Source organism: Phaeodactylibacter sp. (genome assembly GCF_040219495.1).
Classification (GTDB): domain Bacteria; phylum Bacteroidota; class Bacteroidia; order Chitinophagales; family Saprospiraceae; genus Phaeodactylibacter.
On record NZ_JAVJSK010000080.1, the window covers coordinates 36,649 to 58,288 of the forward strand.

A 21,640-nucleotide genomic window follows, 5' to 3' on the forward strand; every position below is an offset into this window, starting at 1 on the left:
TTAGGTTGGCAGATTATAAATATAGTCAAAATTATTTAACAGGCACTGAATTAACAGGTTGCTCCGTGGTTTACACAACCTACTCAGGAATAGCCTTCTATATTTCCCCATTCATGCGCTTTCGGATGACTTCGGCCTTGTTGTTCACATGCAGCCGTTTATAGATCTTTTTGATGTGGTCCCGAACAGTCTCCACCGAGATGTCTAAATCTGCGGCTACCATCTTGTAGCTCAGCCCATTGACCAGCCCGTCTACAATCTGTAGCTGCCGCTCCGTCAGCACGGGGTTATCGCTTGCCTCGCGGCGCTGGGGCACAAAATAGTCGACCACTTTCCGGGCAATGGAAGGCGACATGAAGGCACCGCCATTGTAAACAATCTGTACGGCTTCCTTTATGGTTATGAGTGGCTCCCGCTTTATAAGGTAAGAATCGGCACCCGACTGAAGTGCCCGGAATATCTTGTCCGGGTCCTCATAGGAAGACCACATGATGATATCGGGCTTTTTGTACCTTTCTTTTAAGATGTTGATGCCTTCCAGGCCTGACATGCCGCCGGGAAGGTTGATGTCAAGCAGTAGCACGTCAAGTGGCGTGGCAGCCGGGACCAATTCCATAAAACGCTCTACTGAATCCGAGCTGCCTTGTAGCTCAAAGCCAGGAAGGTCAGAGAAAAACTGGGCAATATTTTTTCGGAGGACAGGCTCGTCCTCAATAATCCCCAGGTGAATGTTTTTCATTCCATTTGCTTTTGTTGGTTTTTGGCTCCCGGGACTGTAGGCGCGTCAAAGATACGGAATGTTGCGGTATGATGCCACTAATGAGGTAGAAAGGTGCGCGCAGAACAAGCCCTGGCCACAAATGAGAACGTCTTGTGAAGTCGCGCGCAGAACGTTTGCGCTAAGGTGCCCATCTTGCGCAACACGTTCTAATTAAAAAATACAAAAATGGATTTACGGCGTACAATTTTGCTTTTCATTTTTGCAGGGGCAGGACTGGCAGTCAGTGCCCAGAAAGATATTGCAGTGCAGTACAACACCTGGTACATGTATTTTGGCAACCACCGGCTGACCGACAAGCTGGGGCTGCACACGGAGTATCAGTGGCGGCGGCATGAGTGGGTCGACACCTGGCAGCAGTCCCTCATGCGGGTCGGTCTGGACTATTACCTGACAGACAACAGTACACTGACTGCCGGCTACGGGTGGATCGAGAGCTTCCCCTACGGTGAGCAACCGGTACCTGCTACCTTCACCGAGCATCGCATCTGGCAACAGTGGAGCATCAATCAAAGGGTAGGCAGATTATATGTGAATCACCGCTACCGTTTAGAACAGCGTTTTCTGGAACACCCTGAAAACAGCGGTTATGTTTTCCGTCAGCGGGCTAGATACCGGCTCATGACGATCCTTCCCATCGGCCACCGGGACCTGGCCGATCATGCCTTCTTCCTGTCGGCTTACGCCGAACCATTCATTAGTTTTGGGGAAGGGGTAGGAGCCAATATTCTTGGGCAAAACCGGTTGTACCTGGCTTTGGGCTACCGGTTTAACTCTCGGGTCAATTTTCAATTGGGCTACCTCAACCAGTATATCGTGAAGGCAGATGGGCAGCACCACGAGCGCAATCACGACCTTCAAGCCGGGCTGACGTATAATCTCGATTTCCGGAGGTAGGGCCAACATGCTCTTAGTGTCGCCGAGGCTTTTTAGCCGCCATAGCAAATGATAAAGTCCCAAATCACTTTGACTTAGGTATCATGTATGGCTGGCTGGGCTATTTCCAGCTGGGCAAAATCTGGGGTAAGTTGAGAGCGCTGGATGGCTGGATCAGAAACCGCTTGCGGTACTGCATCTGGAAACAATATGAACGCAGTGGTGCGCAGCAAAAAAGGGCTGGGAGCCCTTTTTAACGAAGAGAACCGCTAGCGGGTGGGCGGGCCACCCAACCGCCGGATGCGTGCCTTTCGCCAACTCGGCGTCGAAGCCGGGATGGCCTGAGCCTACGCATGGTCCCGCTCCCGGATGGGCCATCGCGCAATCGTCCAGCATGGGCGTTACTGTCACCGAAGCAAGGTTAGCCCAACGCGGCTACCAGTCTTTTCTCAAGTATTATGAACGGCTTTTTCATGGTTCACGAACCGCTTAGTACAGCCTGTCCCGCACTTTTTGCGGGAAGGTCCGTACGCTAAGTGGTAACGCAAAGCGTCACAGGTTGTGAGAGGGATAAGGAGTGGCGACCTTGCTGCTCCTTACCCTACTCGATTGGCTGAATTTTATTTTTTATTCAATACATGATGAGTAGCATATTTTTTTTCAATTATTTCATCATTACTTTTACTAAACCTTAGGTCAATTTTCTCCCCTTTTCCATAACTTTTATAAGATGTCCACGACTTTTTCAACTTACTTCTGCGAGAAAAATCATCGATAAATCTGTTGGTTTTTGATAACTTCTTGAGACTTACTTGACACACTTTCTCAAGGTAAGGTACTTTTTTAAATCGCCATAATTCATAGTCAGACTTAGATAAATAACCTAATTTAATCAAGACATCTATTGAAGATATATAACCCTTTTCGTCGATTAAAATAGAGCAGATATCATTTACTGATTTTTCCAGATCTCGTAAATTCATCAGTTCCAATTTTTTTCTTTCCAATCGTCCATAATATTAATTGCTTCAAACTCATCGATTTTACCCGTATTTATTAAAACCTGGCAACTTGATGAAGCAACATATCTTGATTTTGTTGAATCTATAATTCCTTCGATTAGTTCTTCTTCATATTTAGATAAAACGTCATTATTATCGCCAGCGAAATATACTTCTAATCCCTGCAACGCAAAAAATTGAACATCTTCATCATCGACAGTTAGTTTGGAAAAAAAGATGTCCTTAATATCTCTTATTCTATAAATTAACTGAAGGTCATTAACTAATCGTAATCCTTCTTTAATTCTATTTTTATAGCGTTTTGATTTATCAGGTTTACTACTCAGTACTTTTTTACTATATTTCAACAACTCGCTACTAAGTCTAATCATAAGTTCAGCATCGGAATCATAACTATCTTCTAATACCTCAGTTTCGGCAACTGGTTTATCGTATTGATTATGTAATGAATAAGGAAGGCGAACAAGTACCATTCTAGCTAGTTCATTTTCAGCATACCTTGCCTTCGTATTTTTGATAGACCATAATTGATTGTGCGATTGTAAAATATAATGAAGTTCTTCTATTTTCTTTAAATCATAGCGCTGCAATTTAAATATGAGATTGTGCAAATCTCTTCTTATGATTTTATACTCATATTTTGAGTCTTCGCAGATTTCAACAATTTTTTCACAAGTGCTTTTTACATCTATATCCTTAATCATTCAACTCATTCCTTTTGATAAAGCCAAATATACAGACTAATTCTTTTTCTTTTTTTAAGAGCGTGTTGGGAGTTTTGTCTTCTAGTCGAAAACTAACAATTTTTTGGTTAGACGAGGCACGAAAACCAGAGTTTAGCCTTAGTCCCGCAGTTTGCGGGAAGGATTTTTGGGACGAAGTATAAGCAAAAAAGTGTCTCGGTGCACCGGGACAGACCGATTACTAAAATCCCAACACGCTCTTAGTGAGGAAGTCAGAGCTTGCCCCGCCTTTCTGCGGGGTTCATAAAGCGTTGATTTGCAATAGGAACGAGCTCCAAACATGCTCTCAGCGTCATACTCGAAAAACAGACCAATACACTCACTACCGCGGTGATTGATCTTCGGACAGCTAATCGGTTTTGGGCGTGTCAACTGCATACATCAAGAGAACTGTTTGCTCTAAAACTTATACTTGATTTGTGCGCCCATTGAGGTACGGGTCTGTCCGTCAATTTGCTCATTACCGCTGCCAAACGTATCCTGGTTTTTCCAGAAAGTCTGGGCAATCCGCCCTTCAATGGTCAGGTTGCGGATCCCCCGGTAGCGGAGGTTGAAATAAAACCGGCTGCCCCGGTTGTAGTAGGCGGGGATGGCAAAAGTGTACAGCAGGTTGTTTTCGAAGGAGTAGAAACGGGACTGAAACCCATCTGTATCAAAAAGGGCATAGCGGGTGGTGAACGAAAACGGGAAGGAAGTAGGCCGGTAGAGGACATCCTGGTAAATTGCGAACCCTTCCTGCCGGTTGTTGATCTCGTTGTCGGTGTAACCAACGTCGATCCGGCTTCGGAGTTCGAGCTCCTTGGTAACCTTTTTGGCAATGTGCAGCCGGGCCTGGAAAATATGGCGGTCCAGCGTGAAGTCGTTTTTACCCTCTATTTTATTAATATTTTGCGCCTTGTGCTCTTCACGGATTTCCAGGTATACTTCCAGGTCGCGTTTGAGGTAGTAGGTTAGCCGGCCCCGGTATTCGTACCCGGTAGAGGGCGCATCGACGGTGAAGCGGAGCCAGGGGTGGCGCCAGGTATCGAAGTAAGCACTGAGGCGCCAGTTTTTGTGCGGGCGTACTTCCATGCCCAGGTAAACACCAGTCTCATTTTGGGCACCAAAGGTTTCCCCGAAGGCATTGGCATTGAGCGCCTGATAGTTGCGGGGATAGTGCCGGACGAGGAGGGCGAGGTCTACCTTGCGGTCCAGCCCCATGAGCAGGCCGTTTACGGTAGCGATAGCCCCATTGGCCGCACGGGCTGTCTCACCGAAAAAGTTGAAATTTTGTAAAATGAAGCTGTAATCGAGGCTGATGTTATGAAGGCTGTTGCCGGTGAAGTCGAACCGATTGTTGGGCGTGGCGCGAAACTGAGTCAGGTCGGCATCGAGTTCTTCATACAGGGTATTCAGGGCGATATGGCCATAGCGGTTGCTCCACTTCACTTGCCCGCCGATTGTGGTCTGCCCAATGGCTCCTTCATCTGAAATTTCATTAGCGGTGCGGTGCAGTCCGTCGAGATCAAGAGAACTGGCTTGCCGGATTTCATCTTCCAGGTCGGTGGTGTCGGCCTCCAGGAGGTTGGCACTGCGGCGGCGGTAGGAGCCTAGTGCCGTCACTTCAATATGGTCGCCAAAGGCCAGGGTCGCAGCAGCACCCCGCTGGAAGTTAGACTCATTCACGGAAGTGTAAGGACGAAGGGTGCGGGAGGTCCTTTTGATGTTCATCACCAGCGAGCTCTTGCCGTAGCCAAAGCCGCTGTAGAGGATGAGCCCCTGCCCAAAGCTGACCGCATAATCACCGATAGCGATGGCTTTGATGCGTTTACTGTAGTCCTTTAAAAAGAGGTGAGCAGAGTAAAAGTCGAAGCCGTAGGGGTTGCTGCCCTTGAAAAACTCCTCGCCCCGGTCTTTTTCGGCCGTAAAGCCATAGCTCAGCCGGTTGCTGTAGGCATGCTTGTAGCGCATGTAGAATTGGTTGGGGTCGCCGGCGTAGCGGGAGCCGGTTTCGTCTTGCCCCAATGGCGTGTAGCCCCGCTGATCTTCCAGAATACGGAACCAGCGCAGGTAAAGTTCGTTGCGCCCTTCGCGCAGCATCTGGCCGATCGGCGTCTGATAGTCGTCGAGGTCGCCGCCTACCTGCACAAAAGGCAGTAAGCGCCGGATCGTGAGCAGGTCGAGGCTGGGCACGGCCTGCAATTCATAAATAGAGATGAACGCTCCAACATTTCGCCGGTATTTGAGGAGCTCCAGGATTTGAATATCGGACAATAAGTTGAGGTCTTGCAGTTGCCCTTCCGTGATGGTGTTGAGATTGATCGGGTTCTCGCGGTAAAATTCCAGCTCTTCAAAAATCGTATTGAAGTCGAAGGTGCCTTCGCTTTCGGTATTCTGGAGAAAGTCCTCTATCACCTGTTGGTCGGGCTCAGTAGGCTGCATCAGGGAGTCTACCTGAGCACTGAGGGCAAAGCATAGGCCATTAAGCAAAAGTAGCAGTAGGGGTGAACGCATGTTGTGCTTTATTGAGACCTAAAGATAGGGCTTAAACCGGACTGTTAGGTAAAGAGGCGGGCAATAATCCAGGTGGTGGAGAGCGTAGGTGTACTGTTTGTTGCGGTTGCTGCTTATTCGGTGCCTCCGGGAAATTGCAGGCGAGATATGCCTGCAGGGTATCATTGGGAGCGCCAAAGGGCAGGTTGGAAATCCGCCCTTTGAGGTGAGCGGATGCTCTAAGGTGCAGAAATCCGGCTTCCCGGCCGCGGTCTTTTCTCCAGATGGCTCTCCACCCAGGCTGGCACATCAAGGTAGTGCACAGACTTGCGCTCGAAGGGGCTCTGGCGGAGGCCGTGCAGGATCTTATGGTATTTTTGGAACGCTTCCGGATGCTCTGCAGGCGGTTTATTGGTCAGCTCAGCCAGAAAGCGAAGGGTACGATCTAGCATGGGGCTCAGGTCTTTAGCTTTCGTGAAAATCCGTTGTACGGAGCGCAACAGGTAGTCGAGCAGGCGGTAATTGCCGAGCTCGTAGTGGCAAATCAGATGGAGCATACGGGTGTTGTGCAGCAAATCTTCCCGTAGCGAACCTGCCTTGAGATGGATGATCTCGTTGAGGTAATCCAGTGCCACCTCATATTGCTCATCGCAAAAGTGGAGGTAGGCAAACTTATAATAGAAAAGGAGGATCCGGTGGACGTCCGTATTGCCCTCCATCTGCCGGAGTTCCTGTTTGAGGCTTGGGATGAGCTGTATGCCATCCTGATACTCCCGGCTGACAAAAGCATAATTCAACCGGCTAAGGTTGAGGTATATCCGCGCTGTGGAGAGAGAGCTGGCGTCAAGCGTAGCCTGTCTGGCTTTATAAAAGGCTTCAAAATCAGTGAGGCATTGCCCGAGAGATGCCGCGTCATCCAGCATGTAGTGCAACACCATATTATAGTACAGTGCCCGGATATAGAGAGTGGGGTCCTTTTCCTGCATCTGCGGGTCTGCCTGAAATAGCGCTGCCCATTTTTTGGCGTATTGCAAGGCACTGGTAAAATTCAGGAGGATGTACTGATACCACATGTAAGCCTGATACAGGTAAGCCTTCTCAAAAAACGTCAGCTGTTCTGAAAGATAAGCCTGGGGCAGGTTTTGCTCGAGGAATAATTGGACCTGGGCTATTTCCGGCTCAGACTTGACGTGCCCGTGCTCAATATACCAGCCTTGCACTTGTATGTTGAAATTGGAGAACAGGTTGCTGGAGTGCGCGATCCGGCTCCGTTGGCTGGCTTCGTCCAGCAGGCCTTCCATTTTGTTCGCTATCCTCCGGCTCCGGGTAATATGCCGGGCTTCGATCAGCTTCTGAAATTCTATGATTTCCAGGTGCAGGACATCCTGATGGTGCTCTTCGGCTTTGTTTTTGACACTCTCGAGCGTGCGCAGGGCCTGCATGTACATTCCTTTGCTGTAGAGGATGCGGGCAAAGTCAATCTGCTCATGTATAAAAATCTCAAGGTCGCGCTTGATGTACAGCAACCGGAGGCTTTTGAGCAATTGCTGATAAAGGTGGCGCTTATGATTGGCCAGGTTGCGCCTGGAAATGGAGGGCAGGACTTTCAGGACAACCTGATCATCATAATCTTCCATTTGGTTGAGTACATCAAACAGTTGCACAAAGGTGGCATCCCCCTGATAGCGGTTCGTATAGAGCTTGAAGTTACGCTTCTCCGCTTTGGTCAGCGATTGGATGAGATGTAAAAGGTGATCTTTTTTCGCATTAAACGCCACATTAATTTTTTTTTAAAAATTTGGTAATCAATATTTTATGGTGTTTTTTATCTTTTTGGGCATCACACTCAAATGTAAAAGTAGCTATAATGCGGGTATATCATGCCCTAAATTTGTAATTAAGACAACAGTAAAAGCAGTTTGACAGTCATTTAGAGTTGCTGCAAAAAAGCCCAGTCAGAAGTTTCTAAAACTTTTAAACAGGTATGGAATGAAAAAGATAGAAGCAATCATCAGGCTATCCAGATTTGAACAAATCCGGGATGCCCTTGCTGGTATCGGTGTTCGGTTCTTTACATTGACGGAAGTCAAGGGCTTTGGTTTGCAATCCGCTCACAAGATGGTGTACCGGGGCAGTACCTACGATTCAGATTATATTGCCCGCTTGCAACTCGACATCCTCTGCGAAAATGAGAAGGTCGATGATATTGTGAAAACCATAATGGAGGCCGGGCGGACAGGCGAAGTAGGCGATGGGAAAATCATTGTCTATGACGTACAGCAAATTGTACGCATCCGTACTGCAGAAACCAATGCTGAAGCCTTATAAAAGGGTAGTTTAATTGGTGGATAATCAGCTCGCGCTGGACCACAAATATCTTCATACTACTTAGCACAACAATCCTCAACTTCCTATTACACTTAATAATGACGCTACTTGTAGCCGTCAAAAAAGCTGAGGGCCCTACCGTGTAACCAAATTAATCAAAACCTTTTTTTGCTGTCTGAACCGGGCTAGGTAGACCTATTGCCCAGGGTCAGAAGATTTCAGGGATCCATGTGATTGCTGTGTTTGGAACTATTTATAAAAACGCTTTAACGACAAAATAATGAACGAGGCATTATTTACCGCTAATAATGTATGGATGCTGGTTGCTACGGTGCTGGTTTTTGTAATGCACCTTGGGTTTTCTGCCCTTGAAGCCGGATTCGTACAAAAGAAAAATACGGTCAACATTCTGTTCAAGAATGCGATGATTATTTCAATCGGGTTGCTGACCTACTTTATTGTTGGGTTCAATTTGATGTACCCCGGCGTTAATGAAGGTGGGTTCTTTGGTTTCGGTGGTTTTGGGCTGAGCATGCCGGAGGGTGATGCCGGTGCTATTGCTTATGCCAGTGGTGGCTATACTTACTACACGGATTTTATTTTCCAGGGCATGTTTGCGGCAACGGCAGCGACAATCGTTTCCGGGGCGGTAGCAGAACGCATCAAGCTCAACGCTTTTTTGATCTTTGCGACCCTGTTTGTTGCTATTAGCTACCCCATCACGGGGATGTGGAAGTGGGGCGCTGGCTGGTTAGATGCGGCCGGGTTTTATGATTTTGCCGGTTCTACCCTGGTGCATGCTGTAGGGGGCTGGGGCGCTCTGGCAGCGGTGTTGCTTTTGGGCGCACGGCGTGGCAAATACCTGAAGTCCGGCGGCATCAAGCCGATTCCGGGGCACAGTATGCCACTGGCTGCTATCGGGGTCTTCCTCTTATGGTTTGGCTGGTTCGGCTTTAACGGGGGCTCTGTACTCTCTGCTGATCCGGTAGCTGTTTCTCTGGTCTTTGTAACCACTTCTCTGGCGGCATCTGCGGGTGCGGTAGCGGCATTTTTTGTCTCCTACTCCTTGTTTAAATCGCACGACTTGTCCATGGTGCTCAATGGTATTCTGGGCGGCCTGGTCGGTATAACAGCGGGTGCAGACCTCATGAGCCCAATGGAAGCCATCTTTATTGGGGGTATTGCCGGGTTTATTATCCCTATTTCTGTTGTCTTTTTCGACCGCATCAAAATTGATGATCCGGTTGGTGCGACTTCGGTACACCTGATGTGCGGTATCTGGGGCACACTGGCGGTAGGTATTTTCGGTGCAAAGGCTGGGCTGGGGCAATTATGGATACAGCTGTACGGTACCCTTGCAGTCGGTGCTTTTACCTTCGCTTTTGCCTTTTGCCTAATGTACCTCCTGAAGGTGACGATCGGCATCCGGGTAAGTGAAGAAGAAGAAGAACTCGGCTTGGATATCGCAGAGCATGATATGGAAGCTTACGAAGCAGGGACCGTCACAGAGCCTGCCTATCAGCTGATGGATTAAGCGGGTAAAACACGCTCTAAATATTGGAATTAGTATGAAAAAACACATTGGGGCTAACCGGCCCTATTACCCGGCAGGGTACTGACATTCGAACATTGACCACAAAACTTGAATAGATCATGGCAAAATCTAAATTAGAGTATGTTTGGCTTGACGGCTCCGAGCCTACACAGGGCCTGCGGTCCAAAACTAAAATTGTAAAAGACTTCAGTGGCGCCCTTGAGGACTGTCCCATCTGGTCCTTCGATGGCAGCTCCACCAATCAGGCGGAAGGCGGTTCTTCGGATTGCCTCCTTAAGCCAGTCGCTATTTATCCGGACCCGGACCGCCGCGAGGGCTTTCTGGTCATGTGCGAAGTACTCAATGCAGACGGTACACCGCACCCTACCAACGGCCGGGCTACCATCAATGATGATGATGCGGACTTCTGGTTCGGTTTCGAACAGGAATATTTCCTTTGGGACCTGGAGACCAATAAACCATTGGGCTTCCCTGCGAATGGCTATCCACGGCCTCAGGGTCCTTATTATTGCTCTGTAGGAGGCGGGAATGCTTACGGGCGTGATGTCATTGAAGAACACCTGGACCTGTGCATTGACGCGGGCCTTAACATCGAAGGGATCAACGCTGAAGTTGCTGCCGGGCAGTGGGAATTTCAAATTTTTGCCAAAGGCGCCCACGAAGCCGGCGATCAGGTTTGGATTGCACGTTACCTGCTGGAACGCACTGCTGAAAAGTACGGGCTGGGCATCAACTGGCACTGCAAACCCTTGGAGGGCGATTGGAATGGTTCCGGTATGCATGCCAACTTTTCCAACTCATTGCTCCGGGAAGCCGGCAGCCGTGAAGTGTACGATACCGTTTGTGAAGCCTTCGGTGCTTCTCCGAAAGTGATTCAGGATCATATTGAGGTGTACGGTGAAGACAACCATCTGCGCCTGACGGGCTTGCACGAAACACAGTCGATCGATAAGTTCAGCTACGGCATCTCCGACCGGGGAGCATCAATCCGTATTCCGATTGCAACGGTAGAGAATGGTTGGAAAGGATGGTTGGAAGACCGCCGCCCGAACTCCTCAGCTGACCCTTATAAAGTGGCGGCACAAATCATCAAAACCGTGCATTCCGCCAAGGTGATGCAACCGGCTTAAGCCCCGGTCCGGGCTTTCATTCGGTAACACCTGCATAGCCAAACAAACTCTAGTCAACCGAATAGTTCCTGCATAGAAGTATGCAATTTTCTGCCTCCGGCTCGTCCGGAGGCAGTCTTATTGGAATTTTCGGAGTCCGGTCTGGCCGGAGGCACCAAATATTAAAATCCTGGCCCGCTCTTTTCCAATGGCGGTTAAAGTTTGCTACCTTTAGTCGGTAAGACCGCAAACAAGCTCTAATCACCGCGTCAACACAAGATCCGGCACAAAAATTATTTCAGGAACTATAACTTAAATCTAAGCATATTTCTATGAGCCTTTCCAGATTCCAAGCCTTGGATACAATTCTTAATCGCTCCGGGTTTGAGTTGGAGTACGTAGACGTACCCGACCCTAAAATTTCTAACTTCTTTGGTTGCAACGTCTTCAATGACGAATCCATGAAGGAGTACATGACCGAAGAAGCCTTCGGCAATGTGAAAGTGGCGATCGAGTCCGGTGCCAAGCTGTCCCGGGAAGATGCCGATATTGTCGCAGACGCTATGAAGCGCTGGGCAATGGACCATGGCGTTACCCATTACACTCACTGGTTTCAACCATTGACGGGCCGTACTGCCGAAAAGCACGATTCTTTCTTTACGCTCCGCCCTGATGGTGAAGTGGTGGAAGAGTTTACCGGCGATACCCTCGTTCAACAGGAGCCGGATGGGTCGTCATTTCCCGGTGGTGGCCTGCGCTCCACATTTGAAGCCCGCGGCTATACCGCATGGGACCCTTCATCTCCTGCTTTTATCCTAGAAGTAGGGGAGGGGAAGACCTTGTGTATCCCGACCATCTTCGTGACTTATGGTGGCGACTCCCTCGACTACAAACTGCCGTTGCTGAAGTCGCAATCTTACCTTGAAAAAGCTGCGATTCCAGTTTGCCAGCTATTTGACGAGCAGGTGAGTAAAGTCTGGGTGACCCTGGGCTGGGAACAGGAGTACTTCCTGGTTGACGAGGCGTTGTTCAACGCACGCCCCGACCTCTTGCTGACTGGCCGTACCCTTTTGGGCAAGCATTCTCCAAAGGGGCAACAGTTGGATGACCACTACTTTGGTTCTATTCCGGAGCGGGTATACGCTTACATGCGCGACCTGGAAACAGAGTGCCACAAACTGGGCATCCCCGTACGTACCCGCCACAATGAGGTAGGCCCCGGCCAATACGAGCTGGCACCGATGTTTGAGGAAGTCAACCTGGCCGTAGACCACAATCAGTTGCTGATGGACCTGATGGACCGTGTGGCTCGCCGGCACAAGCTGCGGGTACTCCTGCATGAGAAGCCATTTGCGGGTGTGAACGGCTCGGGTAAGCACAACAACTGGTCTATGTCCACCAACACCGGTAGCAATTTGCTGTCTCCGGGTAAAAAGCCAGGCAGCAACCTGCGTTTCCTGACCTTCTTTGTGAATACCATTCAGGCGGTATACAAGCATGCCGACATCCTGCGCGCCAGCGTCGCCTCCGCTTCCAATGACCACCGTCTGGGCGCCAATGAAGCACCGCCCGCCATCGTTTCGGTCTTCATCGGAGAAACGCTGACGAAGGTGTTGGATAGTATTGAAGAAGGTGCTGCTTTTGACGAAGCAGGCGTGAAAGAAGTGATCGACCTGCTCAACAAGATTCCTAACCTGGAGCTGGACAATACGGACCGCAACCGGACCTCGCCCTTCGCTTTCACCGGCAATAAGTTTGAGATCCGCATGGTCGGCTCTACCATGAACTGTGCGGCACCAATGACGGTGATGAATACCATCGTGGGCCGTCAGCTGGAAATTTTCCAAAAGGAGCTCAAGGAACTGATGGACAAAGGGCAGGACCGCAATGCAGCGGTGCTAACCATCCTGCGCCGTTACATTGCCGAGTCTAAGGCGATCCGCTTTGAAGGGGATGGCTACAGCGAAGCCTGGGAGGTAGAAGCGAAAAAGCGTGGGCTGGCGAATACGCCTAACACTCCGGATTCGCTGAACGCTTATCTATCCGACGATGCGGTAAAGCTGTTTACTTCCAGTAATGTGTTCACTGAAAAGGAACTGCATGCCCATTATGAGGTAATGAACGAAAACTACATCATCAAGCTGCAGATCGAGGCGCGGACCATGGGAGAAATGGTGATCAACCATATCTTACCCGCTGCTTTAGCCTATCAGAGTGAGCTGGCCAACAGCGCTTTGAATATCAAGAGCCTGGGGCTGAGTGAGAAGGAGTATAAAACACAGCTCGACCTGGTTAAGCTGATTGCTGAAAACGTCAGCCTCATCAAGCAGAAGGTCAATGAAATGACCAATGTGCGCCGCGATGCCAATGAGTTGGAAGATGCCAACGAAATGGCCAAAGCATACTGCTACAAGATCAAGCCGCTAATGGAAGAGATCCGGACTTATGCCGACCGCCTGGAATACCTGGTGGACGACCGTGAATGGCCACTGATTAAGTACCGGGAACTGATGTTTGTGCGCTAGGATATTCCCTGTCCGACAGGGCGTGAAAAACCGTAGCTCGGGCGAGGCTGAACAGGTCTTGTCCGGGCTATTTTGTTTTTGATGCCTGTAAATTTGCCACTTGTAGCTGGAATGATGGAAATCCAACATGCTCATAATAAAAAATTAGGATTTATAGCGAACTTTGAGCTACCGGCGTATCGTTCGAGTATACGTGACTTACGCTGCAAGTTAGCGTCGAAACAACAAAATTTGAAAATCAAAATAAACATGATGAAGCGCATTCAATGGGCTGTTCTTTCCCTTTTCCTTGCCATTAGTGTAGGGACCTTTTCCAGTTGCGGTGACGATGACCGCGGCGGAGGCATCAACCTCTTTTCTATCGAAGACGATAAAATGCTGGGCCTGCAACTGCGGGATGAAATCCTGGCTAACCCTCAGGAATACCCCATCCTCGATGAGGGGCAGTACCCCGGGGCCTACGCTTACGTTAATGCCATGGTGAATGATATCCTCGCAAGTGGGGAAGTCAAGTACGCACAGGAGTTTGCCTGGGAGGTCTATATCATTGACGATCCCGAAACCTTGAATGCCTTTGCTGCACCGGGTGGGTACATCTTTGTGTATACAGGCCTGATCAAGTTCCTGAATGAAAAGGACGACTTTGTTGGTGTTATGGGCCATGAAATTGCACACGCGGATTTGCGGCACTCCACACAACAGCTCACACAACAATATGGTGTAGCTACGCTTTTGGGCCTGCTGCTTGGGCAGGATCAGGACTTGCTCACCAATGTGCTGGGCAGCCTGCTTGGGCTGAGGTTCAGCCGGGATGATGAGTCGCAGGCAGATCAGTTTTCCGTCATTTATCTTTGTGAAACGGAATATGCCGCTAATGGTGCTGCCAGCTTTTTTCAGAAGCTGATCGATCAGGGCTCTGCTAATCCGCCGCAGTTCCTGAGTACTCACCCGAATCCGGACAACCGTGTGGAGGCCATCAATATGGAGGCCGAAGACCGCATGTGTGACACTGCTTTTGATTCTGATGCTCAGGAGTGGATGGATTTCCAGAATAGCCTTCCGTAAGCCCTCTTCCACGAAAGGCGGTTTAGAGTATGTTTGGAGGTGATTTACCTGTGAAAATCGGTAATTTATGGTTCTGGCTAACGGTTTTGAAGGGCGTTTAGCAGGCTAAGAGATGCTATGTTTAGCATAGCCATATAGCTACGTGACCGAAAAACCGGATGCCATAGCCTGCCCCGCATTTCTGTGGGGGTAATAAAGCGCTGATTTGCAACGTAAAGGTGCTCCTCCAAACATGCTCTAAGTTTAGGGTGTGCTTGAAAGTACGGCCTAACTTCAACATCCGAGCTTGCATTGCCTTTTTTTAGGTTTCACGCAAAGTCCGCAAAATGCTGGGCAAATTTTGGCAGGAGTCTGCCCGGGGGAGTGCTCCTCCTCTGCGTGAACCCCCCTTCCGCCTGCCCCCAACTCCAAAATTCCCAGCTTTTTCACGCATTCTCTGCCTACTCTTTTCTGAATTCCCTAAATTGCCAGCAAAAATTATGAGCCTTAACATCAACCACACCGTGCTCGACCGTTTCCTGCGGTACGTACAAATTGATACACAGTCCGACCCGGCATCTACCACATTCCCCTCTACAGAAAAACAGAAGAACCTCAGCCGCATTTTAGTGGAAGAGCTTAAGGAAATGGGGATTGCCGATGCCCACCTCGATGAGCATGGCTATGTGTACGCCACCCTGCCTGCCAATACCAGCAAAGCCGTACCGACCATTTGCTTTTGTTCGCACGTAGACACCTCGCCTGACTGCAGTGGGGAAGGGGTGAAACCTATTGTCCACAAAAATTACGATGGCGGAGTGCTCACTTTGCCCGATGACCCCACTGTACAACTCAGCCCGGACGACCACCCCGAGTTGAAGCACAAAACCGGGCACGATATCGTCACCGCAAGTGGTACCACCTTGCTCGGAGCCGATAACAAAGCCGGTGTGGCAGAGATCATGGATGCTGTACACTTCTTTACGCAAAACCCGGAGGTGAAACACGGGACCATCCGCATCTTGTTTACTCCTGATGAAGAGATTGGCAGAGGCGTAGACCACGTGGATATTGAAAAGCTCAATGCTGACTTCGGCTACACCGTTGATGGCGAACGCCTGGGTAGCCTGGAAGACGAAACCTTTTCCGCAGATGCCGTGACCATCAATATCACCGGCGTAAGTATTCACCCGGGTTTTGCAAAAGGCAAACTGGAAAGTGCCCTTAAAATTGCTGCCGATCTGGTAGCGGCTCTGCCTAAAGACCGGCTTTCTCCGGAGACTACCGAAGGCAAAGAGGGCTTTGTGCACCCTGTTAGTATCAGTGGCGGAGCGGAGTCTGCGAAAGTGCAGTTCATCATCCGCGATTTTGAAGACGAAAAGCTGGCCGCCCACGAAGCTGAACTGAAAGGCCTTCTCGATCAGGTGTTGCGGCATTACCCCAACGCTAAAGCGGAATTCGTGGTAACGGAGCAGTACCGCAATATGAAGCAAATGATACAGCAGCGGCCGGAAATTGTGGATTACGCCGAAGAAGCGATGCGCCGTGCCGGGATAACCGCCCAAAAGCGGAGTATACGGGGCGGTACGGATGGCTCCCGTTTGTCCTTCATGGGCTTGCCCTGTCCCAATATTTTTGCCGGAGAGTATGCTTTCCACTCTAAGGAAGAGTGGTCCTCTGTGCAGGATATGCAGGCGGCAGTGCGCACCATCATCGAGATTGCCCGCCTGTGGGAAGAACGGTCTTAAGGTTTTTTAAGAGCCGATATTGCCCGCTTAAGACTTTTTAACAGAAGCTCAGTCCGGCTTAACATTCGCATAGGAACATCGGGTGCCGTATAGTAATACCTTGGGCTAAAGCAAAACCCATACACTATGCGTACCCGAAGTTCCTTTCCCCCGATCCTGTTCTTAGTCCTGAGCCTGACGTCCTGCATGTCACCGGAAAAGCTGGTCGAAAAAGGCAACTACGAGGCTGCAATTGAAGTCGCATCACGCCGGCTGGCAGGCAAGAAAAACAAGAAAGCCAAATACGTACTCGCTTTGGAAGAGGCTTTTGCCAAAGCCAATCAGCGCGACCTTTCCAACGCGGACCGCCTCAAGCGGCAGGGGCGGCCCGAAAACTGGGCACGCATTCACGAGCATTACCTGAGCATCCGCAAACGGCAGGAAGCCGTAGCCCCGCTCTTGCCCCTCGTCTCCAAAGAAGGGATCAAAGCCAACTTCCGGTTTGTGAAAGTAGACGAACTGGAAACGGAAAGCCGGGAGAAAGCTGCCGAATTTCACTACGCAGAAGCCATACGCTTGCTGCGCAATGCCCGCCAAACGGGCGACCGCCTTGAAGCGCGGCAGGCTTTCGCAGAGCTGGACCGCATCGGTCAGTACTTCAAGCGCTACCGGGATGTAGAACAATTGCAGGAGGAAGCCCTGTACCTGGGCACCACTTTTGTACTGGTACGGCTCCGGCAGGAAGCACCGGTTACCATGCCCAATGCTTTCGAGCAGGAGCTTACAGCCATTGCTGTGCAGGACCTCAACAGTCAGTGGAAAGTCTACCATACCCGCCCGGTGAAGGGGCAGGAGTATGACTACGAGGTGGTCATGCGCATCAACCGCATTGAAGTCAGCCCCGGATTGGTGCGGGAGCGGGAGTACGAAGAGACCGCCGTAGTAGAAGACGGTTGGGAGTACGTGCTGGATCAAAATGGGAATGTGGCCAAAGATACCCTCGGCAACGATATCAAAGTGCCCCGTGAGGTGCGGGTGCGGGCGTTGGTGCTGGAGAACTACCAGAACAAAACAGTCAGGGTCAACGGCCGCCTGGAGTTCCTTGACCGCGCAACGGAAAATATTATTCATACCGAACCCCTCTTTGCCGAAGCCATCTTTGAAAACTATGCCGCTACCTTCCGCGGCGACAAGCGGGCTCTGAGCAAGCAATCCCGGCAGCGGATTGGCAATCAGCCGGTGCCTTTCCCCTCAGAGGAGGTGTTGTTGCTGCAGGCTGTGGAACAGCTCAAACCTTTCATCAAACGGGAAATAGCAAGGACCCGTCGGATGATCTGATCCGGTAATATTTGAAAATCACCGCAGAGTACCTATTTTGGAATCATGAATCCATTATTCCAAAACACACAACTGTCAATCGAAGCGCTGCCAAGTGTAGCAGAAGTAGACTGGCAGGGGCTCGATAAGGCTTATCTCCGGGTAGACCTTATCGGGCTTTGGTTTTTTAGGTTGGTAGTGTTGGGGTTATTCCTGGCCTACAGCTACTTTGTCACTGACTTTCCGGCGGGTATCCGTTGGAGTATCGCCGGGCTCTGGGTGTTCTTGTTGTTGCTGGCCACCCTGCTGCGCTATCTGGGCTTCCGCATCAAAGGCTATGCAGTACGGCAGCACGATTTGATGTACCGCCGCGGGCTGCTCTTCCGCACGGTAACGGTGGTGCCTTTCACCCGCATTCAGCACAGCGAGGTCGAACAGGGGGTCATTGAGCGGCAATTTGGGCTTTCAAGCTTGTCGGTTTTTACGGCAGGCGGCAGTCAGAGCGACCTGGCGATTCCCGGGCTGAAGCGGGAGGATGCAGAGCGGATCCGAAATTTCTTAGCTCAAAAACTGGCATCCGATGAAGAAGAATGAGGCCAGTTTCCTGGCGCCCCGCCGGCAGGCACAAGCCGCGATAGTCATCTTTATTTACAACTTTGTGGTGCGAATACTGCGTGCGGCCTGGCCGATTTTGCTGGTATTTCTTTTCCGCAGCAATAAAGAGCAAAGCAATACCGAGTTGCTGATGAATGCGGCCGTGCTGATCGGTGGTTTGTTTTCACTCGGCGTTTCAGTCATTGCTTACTATCGCTACTTTTTCCACCTGGAAGAAGACCAACTCGTCATCCAAAAGGGCGTATTCAACCGGAGCCTGACCAAACTGCCCTTTGAGCGCATCCAGAATTTGTACATTGAGCAAAATGTGCTCCACCGTTTGCTTGGTGTGGTGAGCCTGCGGGTGGATTCTGCCGGCAGCAGCGGGCATGAGGTCACGATTGATGCGCTGGAGCGGCAGGATGCTGAGGCGATGCGGGCCTATGTACTGGAGCAAAAGCAGGACGATGCCGGGACAGAAAGCGCTGAGGGTAGAGCGCCCCTCACCCCGGCACCCCTAATGCAGTCTCTGGTCCTGCGCCTGACCTTTGATGACCTGCTGCGTATTGGGGTCACCCAAAACCACCTGGCTACGGCGGGCGTTATTGTGGGCACCGTTTTCGGGTTCCTGTTTACCGTGGCGGGCGCCTTTGAGCAGGATCTGGTCAAGACCCTGATAGAACGCTGGCCTATGCTAAAGCCCGGATTCTGGGGCTTTTTGATACTGGCGGGGATGTTGTTTGTACTCGCTTTCTTTCTCACCCTGATGCGGACGGTCACTCAGCACTACGATCTTCAGTTTTTTGAAAGCCGGGAGGGCTTCCAGCTCAAAGCCGGGTTGTTCAACCGCCGGGAAGCCTCGATGCAAAAGCGTAAAATACAGCTCATCCGCTGGACGGACAACCCCCTGCGCCGCTTGCTGGGGCTGTTCCGGGTCTCTATTCATCAGGCGATATCGGGCTCGGAGCGGGCCGCGGAGCAGATTTCTATCCCCGGCTGCAAAACCAGGCAGGTGGACGATGTCGTGCACTCCAGTTTTGAAGAGAGCGCCAATGCTGAATTTCAGCAGCATACGATTTCCAGGGCTTACTTCACTTGGTATATCCGTTTTTACGCGTTGCTGCCGGCGGTGGTTTTTGGCGCTCTGTGGTATTTCCTGCAGGAGCCCCGGTTTGCGCTGCCTGCTATTGCTTTTCCCGTACTGGGCGCTCTGTACCTTTGGACGTATCAGCGCCGGTTCAGGTTATGGCTTTCGGAAGAGTACCTGAAAACAGAAGAAGGGGTTCTGGGGCGTACCGCCACCCTGCTGCCGATTTATAAAGTACAGTCTGTGCGTATCCGGCAGTCGTTCTTTCAGCGCCGCCGCGATCTGGCTTCGGTACAGCTGTTTACGGCCGGGGGCTCTGTCTATGTGCCATTCCTGCCATTAGGGTTGGCTCAGGCACTGCAGGATTACGTGCTCTACCGGGTGGAAAGCCGGCAGGAAGACTGGATGTAGGAACGGGCTTCAAATTTCCTACAAATTCGCTTTTTACCTTTGGTATTATGAAATTGCTCATTGTAGAAGACCAACAAGAACTGGTTGACAACATACAGGCGTACCTCAGCCGTGGCGATGTAGTCTGCGAGTCGGCCCGCAACTTCGCGGAAGCACAGGACCGGCTACTGTCGTTTACCTATGATATTGTACTATTGGACCTGATGCTGCCCGATGGCAGTGGGCTCAACCTGTTGCGCCTGCTCAAGCGGATGAACCCGGAAACCGGAGTGCTCATCATCTCGGCCAAAAATGCACTGGATGATAAAATCAAGGGCTTAGAGCTCGGGGCAGATGACTACCTGACCAAGCCTTTCCATCTGTCCGAACTCAACGCCCGCCTGAATGCCATCTTCCGCCGCCGCCGCCTGCAGGGCCACACGGTGCTGGAACACGGCTCTATCCGTATTGATACCGATACCCGGGAGGTAACGGTCGCTGATCAGCCCATAACCCTCACCGTCAAAGAGTACGAATTGCTGCTGTTTTTCATCACGAATAAAAACCGGGTGCTAACCAAGCAAGTCATTGCAGAGCACCTTTGGGGCGATGATGTAGACCTTTTAGACTCCTTTGACTTTGTGTACCAGCACATTAAGAATTTACGTAAGAAAATTGCCATAGAAGACAGCGAAGAGCACATCAAGACCATCTACGGGCTGGGCTACAAATTTACCAACCGATGAACCTGATTGCAAAAACCACTTTGTTTTACCTGCTGGTAGCCGTGCTTGTTTTTGGTATCGGGGGCTGGGTGACGTACCACGTCGTGAAAACGGAGGTGACAAAAGAGACCGACTTCCAGCTCTACGATGAAGTACAAGACGTGGCCAACGATGTGCGGGATGGGATTCCAATCGAAATTTTGCGGCGCCGGAAAGTTGGGATTGAGCACTTGGGCGACCACCTGAAGATAGATACCTTTTACCGGTTTTCGGATACCCTGGCGCCTCACCCATACCGGGCGGGAGAGATGGAGCCCTACCGCAAACTCGAAGCGGTGAAGGAAGTGGACGGGAGCTTCTACCACATTTCTATAACGGATGTTTTTATCGAATCCGATGATATCTACGATGTAGTTGTGGAAATTCTGTGGCGCCTTTTCCTCATCCTTGGGGTGGGAATGCTGATCGCCAGTTTTTTGGTGACCCGATGGTTGCTGACGCCATTTCAGCGCATTCTTAGCAGTATACGGGGCTTTAATATTAAGCAGCCGGAACCCCTGGATTTACCCGCCACCAGTACCAAAGAATTCCGGCAGCTGAACGCCTTTGTATCTGCTATGACCGAAAGGGCAAGGCGGGACTTCCGGTCGGTACGGGAGTTTTCTGAGAATGCATCTCACGAAATGCAAACCCCGCTCTCCATTGCCCGGGGCAAGCTGGAGCTGCTGCAGGAAACACAGGACTTGGACCAGGAACAGCTCCGGCTGATTAACGACGCTCAGAATGCGCTCCGGCGATTGTCCAAACTGGGCAGTGCGCTCTTGCTGCTTACTAAAATTGAAAACCATGAGTTCCGCGCTCAGCGGGAGGTTGACATTTCAGCTGTTGTTAATGCCTGCCTGGACAATTTTTCGGAATTAGCGATGCTTCGCGGATTACCGGTGAAGCGGGAAGTGCAGCCTGATGTTGGCTTAGCCATTGACCCAACCCTGGCTGATGTCCTGGTGTCCAACCTCGTGCGCAACGCCATCCGCCACAATCAGGAAGACGGTGCCATTGAAGTAAAACTGGACAAACAGGGCTTCTCCATCCGCAATACCGGCGCCCCGCCGAGTATCCCTACGGCTGATCTCTTTAAGCGTTTTCGCAAAAATCAGCAATCCGAAAAATCCATGGGGCTGGGATTGGCGATCGTCAAAAAGATCTGCGATACCAATCAATTGGAGGTGGGCTACGATTTTCAGGATGGATGGCACGAAATAAAGGTGAAATTTCCGATAAATGTTTAAACTTCAGAATTGCTTCAACATTACTACAGGTGAGCGATAGATTCGACTCTTACATTTGC

At 50.5% G+C, this 21,640-nt stretch carries 18 protein-coding genes; 13 read left to right on the top strand and 5 right to left on the bottom strand.

All coding sequences use genetic code 11. The features are described from left to right. Positions 1–97: 97 nt before the first annotated feature. Positions 98–739, bottom strand: coding sequence for a response regulator (locus RIC19_RS12585; protein ID WP_350178677.1), 642 nt, complete (start codon positions 737–739; stop codon positions 98–100). 207 nt (positions 740–946) lie between these two features. Here RIC19_RS12585 and RIC19_RS12590 point away from each other — a divergent pair, with 207 nt between their 5' ends. Together RIC19_RS12590 and RIC19_RS12595 are read left to right on the top strand one after the other, a co-directional pair. Then, a complete protein-coding gene (locus RIC19_RS12590) occupies positions 947–1,675 on the top strand; it encodes a DUF2490 domain-containing protein (RefSeq protein WP_350178678.1) in 729 nt (242 codons plus the stop codon). Between the two features lie 83 nt (positions 1,676–1,758). Continuing rightward, complete coding sequence (locus tag RIC19_RS12595) at positions 1,759–1,911, top strand: group II intron maturase-specific domain-containing protein (RefSeq protein WP_350178679.1); 153 nt, start codon at positions 1,759–1,761, stop codon at positions 1,909–1,911. A 363-nt stretch (positions 1,912–2,274) separates the two neighbouring features. Here RIC19_RS12595 and RIC19_RS12600 read toward each other — a convergent pair whose 3' ends face one another. From RIC19_RS12600 to RIC19_RS12615, 4 genes are all read right to left on the bottom strand, one after another. Beyond that, on the bottom strand, positions 2,275–2,637 hold the full coding sequence (locus tag RIC19_RS12600) for a hypothetical protein (protein WP_350178680.1): 363 nt from the start codon (positions 2,635–2,637) through the stop codon (positions 2,275–2,277). Continuing rightward, positions 2,637–3,380: a hypothetical protein gene (locus tag RIC19_RS12605; protein WP_350178681.1), complete on the bottom strand. Its 744-nt coding sequence runs from the start codon at positions 3,378–3,380 to the stop codon at positions 2,637–2,639. Before RIC19_RS12605 ends, RIC19_RS12600 begins: the two co-directional genes overlap by 1 nt. Positions 3,381–3,818: 438 nt before the next feature. Beyond that, complete coding sequence (locus RIC19_RS12610; protein ID WP_350178682.1) at positions 3,819–5,912, bottom strand: ComEA family DNA-binding protein; 2,094 nt, start codon at positions 5,910–5,912, stop codon at positions 3,819–3,821. A 218-nt stretch (positions 5,913–6,130) separates the two neighbouring features. Beyond that, positions 6,131–7,669, bottom strand: coding sequence for a hypothetical protein (locus RIC19_RS12615; protein WP_350178683.1), 1,539 nt, complete (start codon positions 7,667–7,669; stop codon positions 6,131–6,133). A gap of 211 nt (positions 7,670–7,880) precedes the next feature. Here RIC19_RS12615 and RIC19_RS12620 point away from each other — a divergent pair, with 211 nt between their 5' ends. The 11 genes from RIC19_RS12620 to RIC19_RS12670 all read left to right on the top strand — a co-directional run bounded on the left by RIC19_RS12620 (position 7,881) and on the right by RIC19_RS12670 (position 21,581). After that, positions 7,881–8,219: a P-II family nitrogen regulator gene (locus RIC19_RS12620; RefSeq protein ID WP_350178684.1), complete on the top strand. Its 339-nt coding sequence runs from the start codon at positions 7,881–7,883 to the stop codon at positions 8,217–8,219. Between the two features lie 280 nt (positions 8,220–8,499). Next, on the top strand, positions 8,500–9,753 hold the full coding sequence (locus tag RIC19_RS12625) for an ammonium transporter (RefSeq protein WP_350178685.1): 1,254 nt from the start codon (positions 8,500–8,502) through the stop codon (positions 9,751–9,753). Between the two features lie 119 nt (positions 9,754–9,872). After that, positions 9,873–10,904 carry a glutamine synthetase beta-grasp domain-containing protein gene (locus RIC19_RS12630; RefSeq protein ID WP_350178686.1) on the top strand — a complete coding sequence of 344 codons (1,032 nt, stop codon included), beginning with the start codon at positions 9,873–9,875 and terminating at the stop codon, positions 10,902–10,904. Between the two features lie 311 nt (positions 10,905–11,215). Beyond that, a complete protein-coding gene (locus RIC19_RS12635; RefSeq protein ID WP_350178687.1) occupies positions 11,216–13,408 on the top strand; it encodes a glutamine synthetase III family protein in 2,193 nt (730 codons plus the stop codon). A 249-nt stretch (positions 13,409–13,657) separates the two neighbouring features. Beyond that, positions 13,658–14,473: a M48 family metalloprotease gene (locus tag RIC19_RS12640; RefSeq protein WP_350178688.1), complete on the top strand. Its 816-nt coding sequence runs from the start codon at positions 13,658–13,660 to the stop codon at positions 14,471–14,473. Positions 14,474–14,952: 479 nt separating this feature from the next. Then, positions 14,953–16,200, top strand: coding sequence for a peptidase T (pepT, locus tag RIC19_RS12645; protein ID WP_350178689.1), 1,248 nt, complete (start codon positions 14,953–14,955; stop codon positions 16,198–16,200). A 126-nt stretch (positions 16,201–16,326) separates the two neighbouring features. Beyond that, positions 16,327–17,517, top strand: coding sequence for a hypothetical protein (locus RIC19_RS12650; protein WP_350178690.1), 1,191 nt, complete (start codon positions 16,327–16,329; stop codon positions 17,515–17,517). A 45-nt stretch (positions 17,518–17,562) separates the two neighbouring features. Beyond that, positions 17,563–18,090, top strand: coding sequence for a PH domain-containing protein (locus RIC19_RS12655; protein WP_350178691.1), 528 nt, complete (start codon positions 17,563–17,565; stop codon positions 18,088–18,090). Further along, entirely contained in the window at positions 18,077–19,588 is a 1,512-nt protein-coding gene (locus RIC19_RS12660) for a PH domain-containing protein (protein ID WP_350178692.1), read from the top strand. Before RIC19_RS12655 ends, RIC19_RS12660 begins: the two co-directional genes overlap by 14 nt. Before the next feature lie 47 nt (positions 19,589–19,635). Beyond that, on the top strand, positions 19,636–20,313 hold the full coding sequence (locus RIC19_RS12665) for a response regulator transcription factor (RefSeq protein WP_350178693.1): 678 nt from the start codon (positions 19,636–19,638) through the stop codon (positions 20,311–20,313). Then, the gene (locus RIC19_RS12670; protein ID WP_350178694.1) at positions 20,310–21,581 is read left to right on the top strand and encodes a sensor histidine kinase; all 1,272 of its coding nucleotides are present in this window, start codon (positions 20,310–20,312) and stop codon (positions 21,579–21,581) included. Before RIC19_RS12665 ends, RIC19_RS12670 begins: the two co-directional genes overlap by 4 nt. Positions 21,582–21,640 lie beyond the last annotated feature (59 nt).

What these genes read in the sequence shown, in the direction of transcription:
- RIC19_RS12585 (WP_350178677.1), bottom strand. Translation starts at nt 739, where the DNA reads ATGAAAAACATTCACCTGGGGATTATTGAGGACGAGCCTGTCCTCCGA.
- RIC19_RS12590 (WP_350178678.1), top strand. Translation starts at nt 947, where the DNA reads ATGGATTTACGGCGTACAATTTTGCTTTTCATTTTTGCAGGGGCAGGA.
- RIC19_RS12595 (WP_350178679.1), top strand. Translation starts at nt 1,759, where the DNA reads ATGTATGGCTGGCTGGGCTATTTCCAGCTGGGCAAAATCTGGGGTAAG.
- RIC19_RS12600 (WP_350178680.1), bottom strand. Translation starts at nt 2,637, where the DNA reads ATGAATTTACGAGATCTGGAAAAATCAGTAAATGATATCTGCTCTATT.
- RIC19_RS12605 (WP_350178681.1), bottom strand. Translation starts at nt 3,380, where the DNA reads ATGATTAAGGATATAGATGTAAAAAGCACTTGTGAAAAAATTGTTGAA.
- RIC19_RS12610 (WP_350178682.1), bottom strand. Translation starts at nt 5,912, where the DNA reads ATGCGTTCACCCCTACTGCTACTTTTGCTTAATGGCCTATGCTTTGCC.
- RIC19_RS12620 (WP_350178684.1), top strand. Translation starts at nt 7,881, where the DNA reads ATGAAAAAGATAGAAGCAATCATCAGGCTATCCAGATTTGAACAAATC.
- RIC19_RS12625 (WP_350178685.1), top strand. Translation starts at nt 8,500, where the DNA reads ATGAACGAGGCATTATTTACCGCTAATAATGTATGGATGCTGGTTGCT.
- RIC19_RS12630 (WP_350178686.1), top strand. Translation starts at nt 9,873, where the DNA reads ATGGCAAAATCTAAATTAGAGTATGTTTGGCTTGACGGCTCCGAGCCT.
- RIC19_RS12635 (WP_350178687.1), top strand. Translation starts at nt 11,216, where the DNA reads ATGAGCCTTTCCAGATTCCAAGCCTTGGATACAATTCTTAATCGCTCC.
- RIC19_RS12640 (WP_350178688.1), top strand. Translation starts at nt 13,658, where the DNA reads ATGATGAAGCGCATTCAATGGGCTGTTCTTTCCCTTTTCCTTGCCATT.
- pepT (WP_350178689.1), top strand. Translation starts at nt 14,953, where the DNA reads ATGAGCCTTAACATCAACCACACCGTGCTCGACCGTTTCCTGCGGTAC.
- RIC19_RS12650 (WP_350178690.1), top strand. Translation starts at nt 16,327, where the DNA reads ATGCGTACCCGAAGTTCCTTTCCCCCGATCCTGTTCTTAGTCCTGAGC.
- RIC19_RS12655 (WP_350178691.1), top strand. Translation starts at nt 17,563, where the DNA reads ATGAATCCATTATTCCAAAACACACAACTGTCAATCGAAGCGCTGCCA.
- RIC19_RS12660 (WP_350178692.1), top strand. Translation starts at nt 18,077, where the DNA reads ATGAAGAAGAATGAGGCCAGTTTCCTGGCGCCCCGCCGGCAGGCACAA.
- RIC19_RS12665 (WP_350178693.1), top strand. Translation starts at nt 19,636, where the DNA reads ATGAAATTGCTCATTGTAGAAGACCAACAAGAACTGGTTGACAACATA.
- RIC19_RS12670 (WP_350178694.1), top strand. Translation starts at nt 20,310, where the DNA reads ATGAACCTGATTGCAAAAACCACTTTGTTTTACCTGCTGGTAGCCGTG.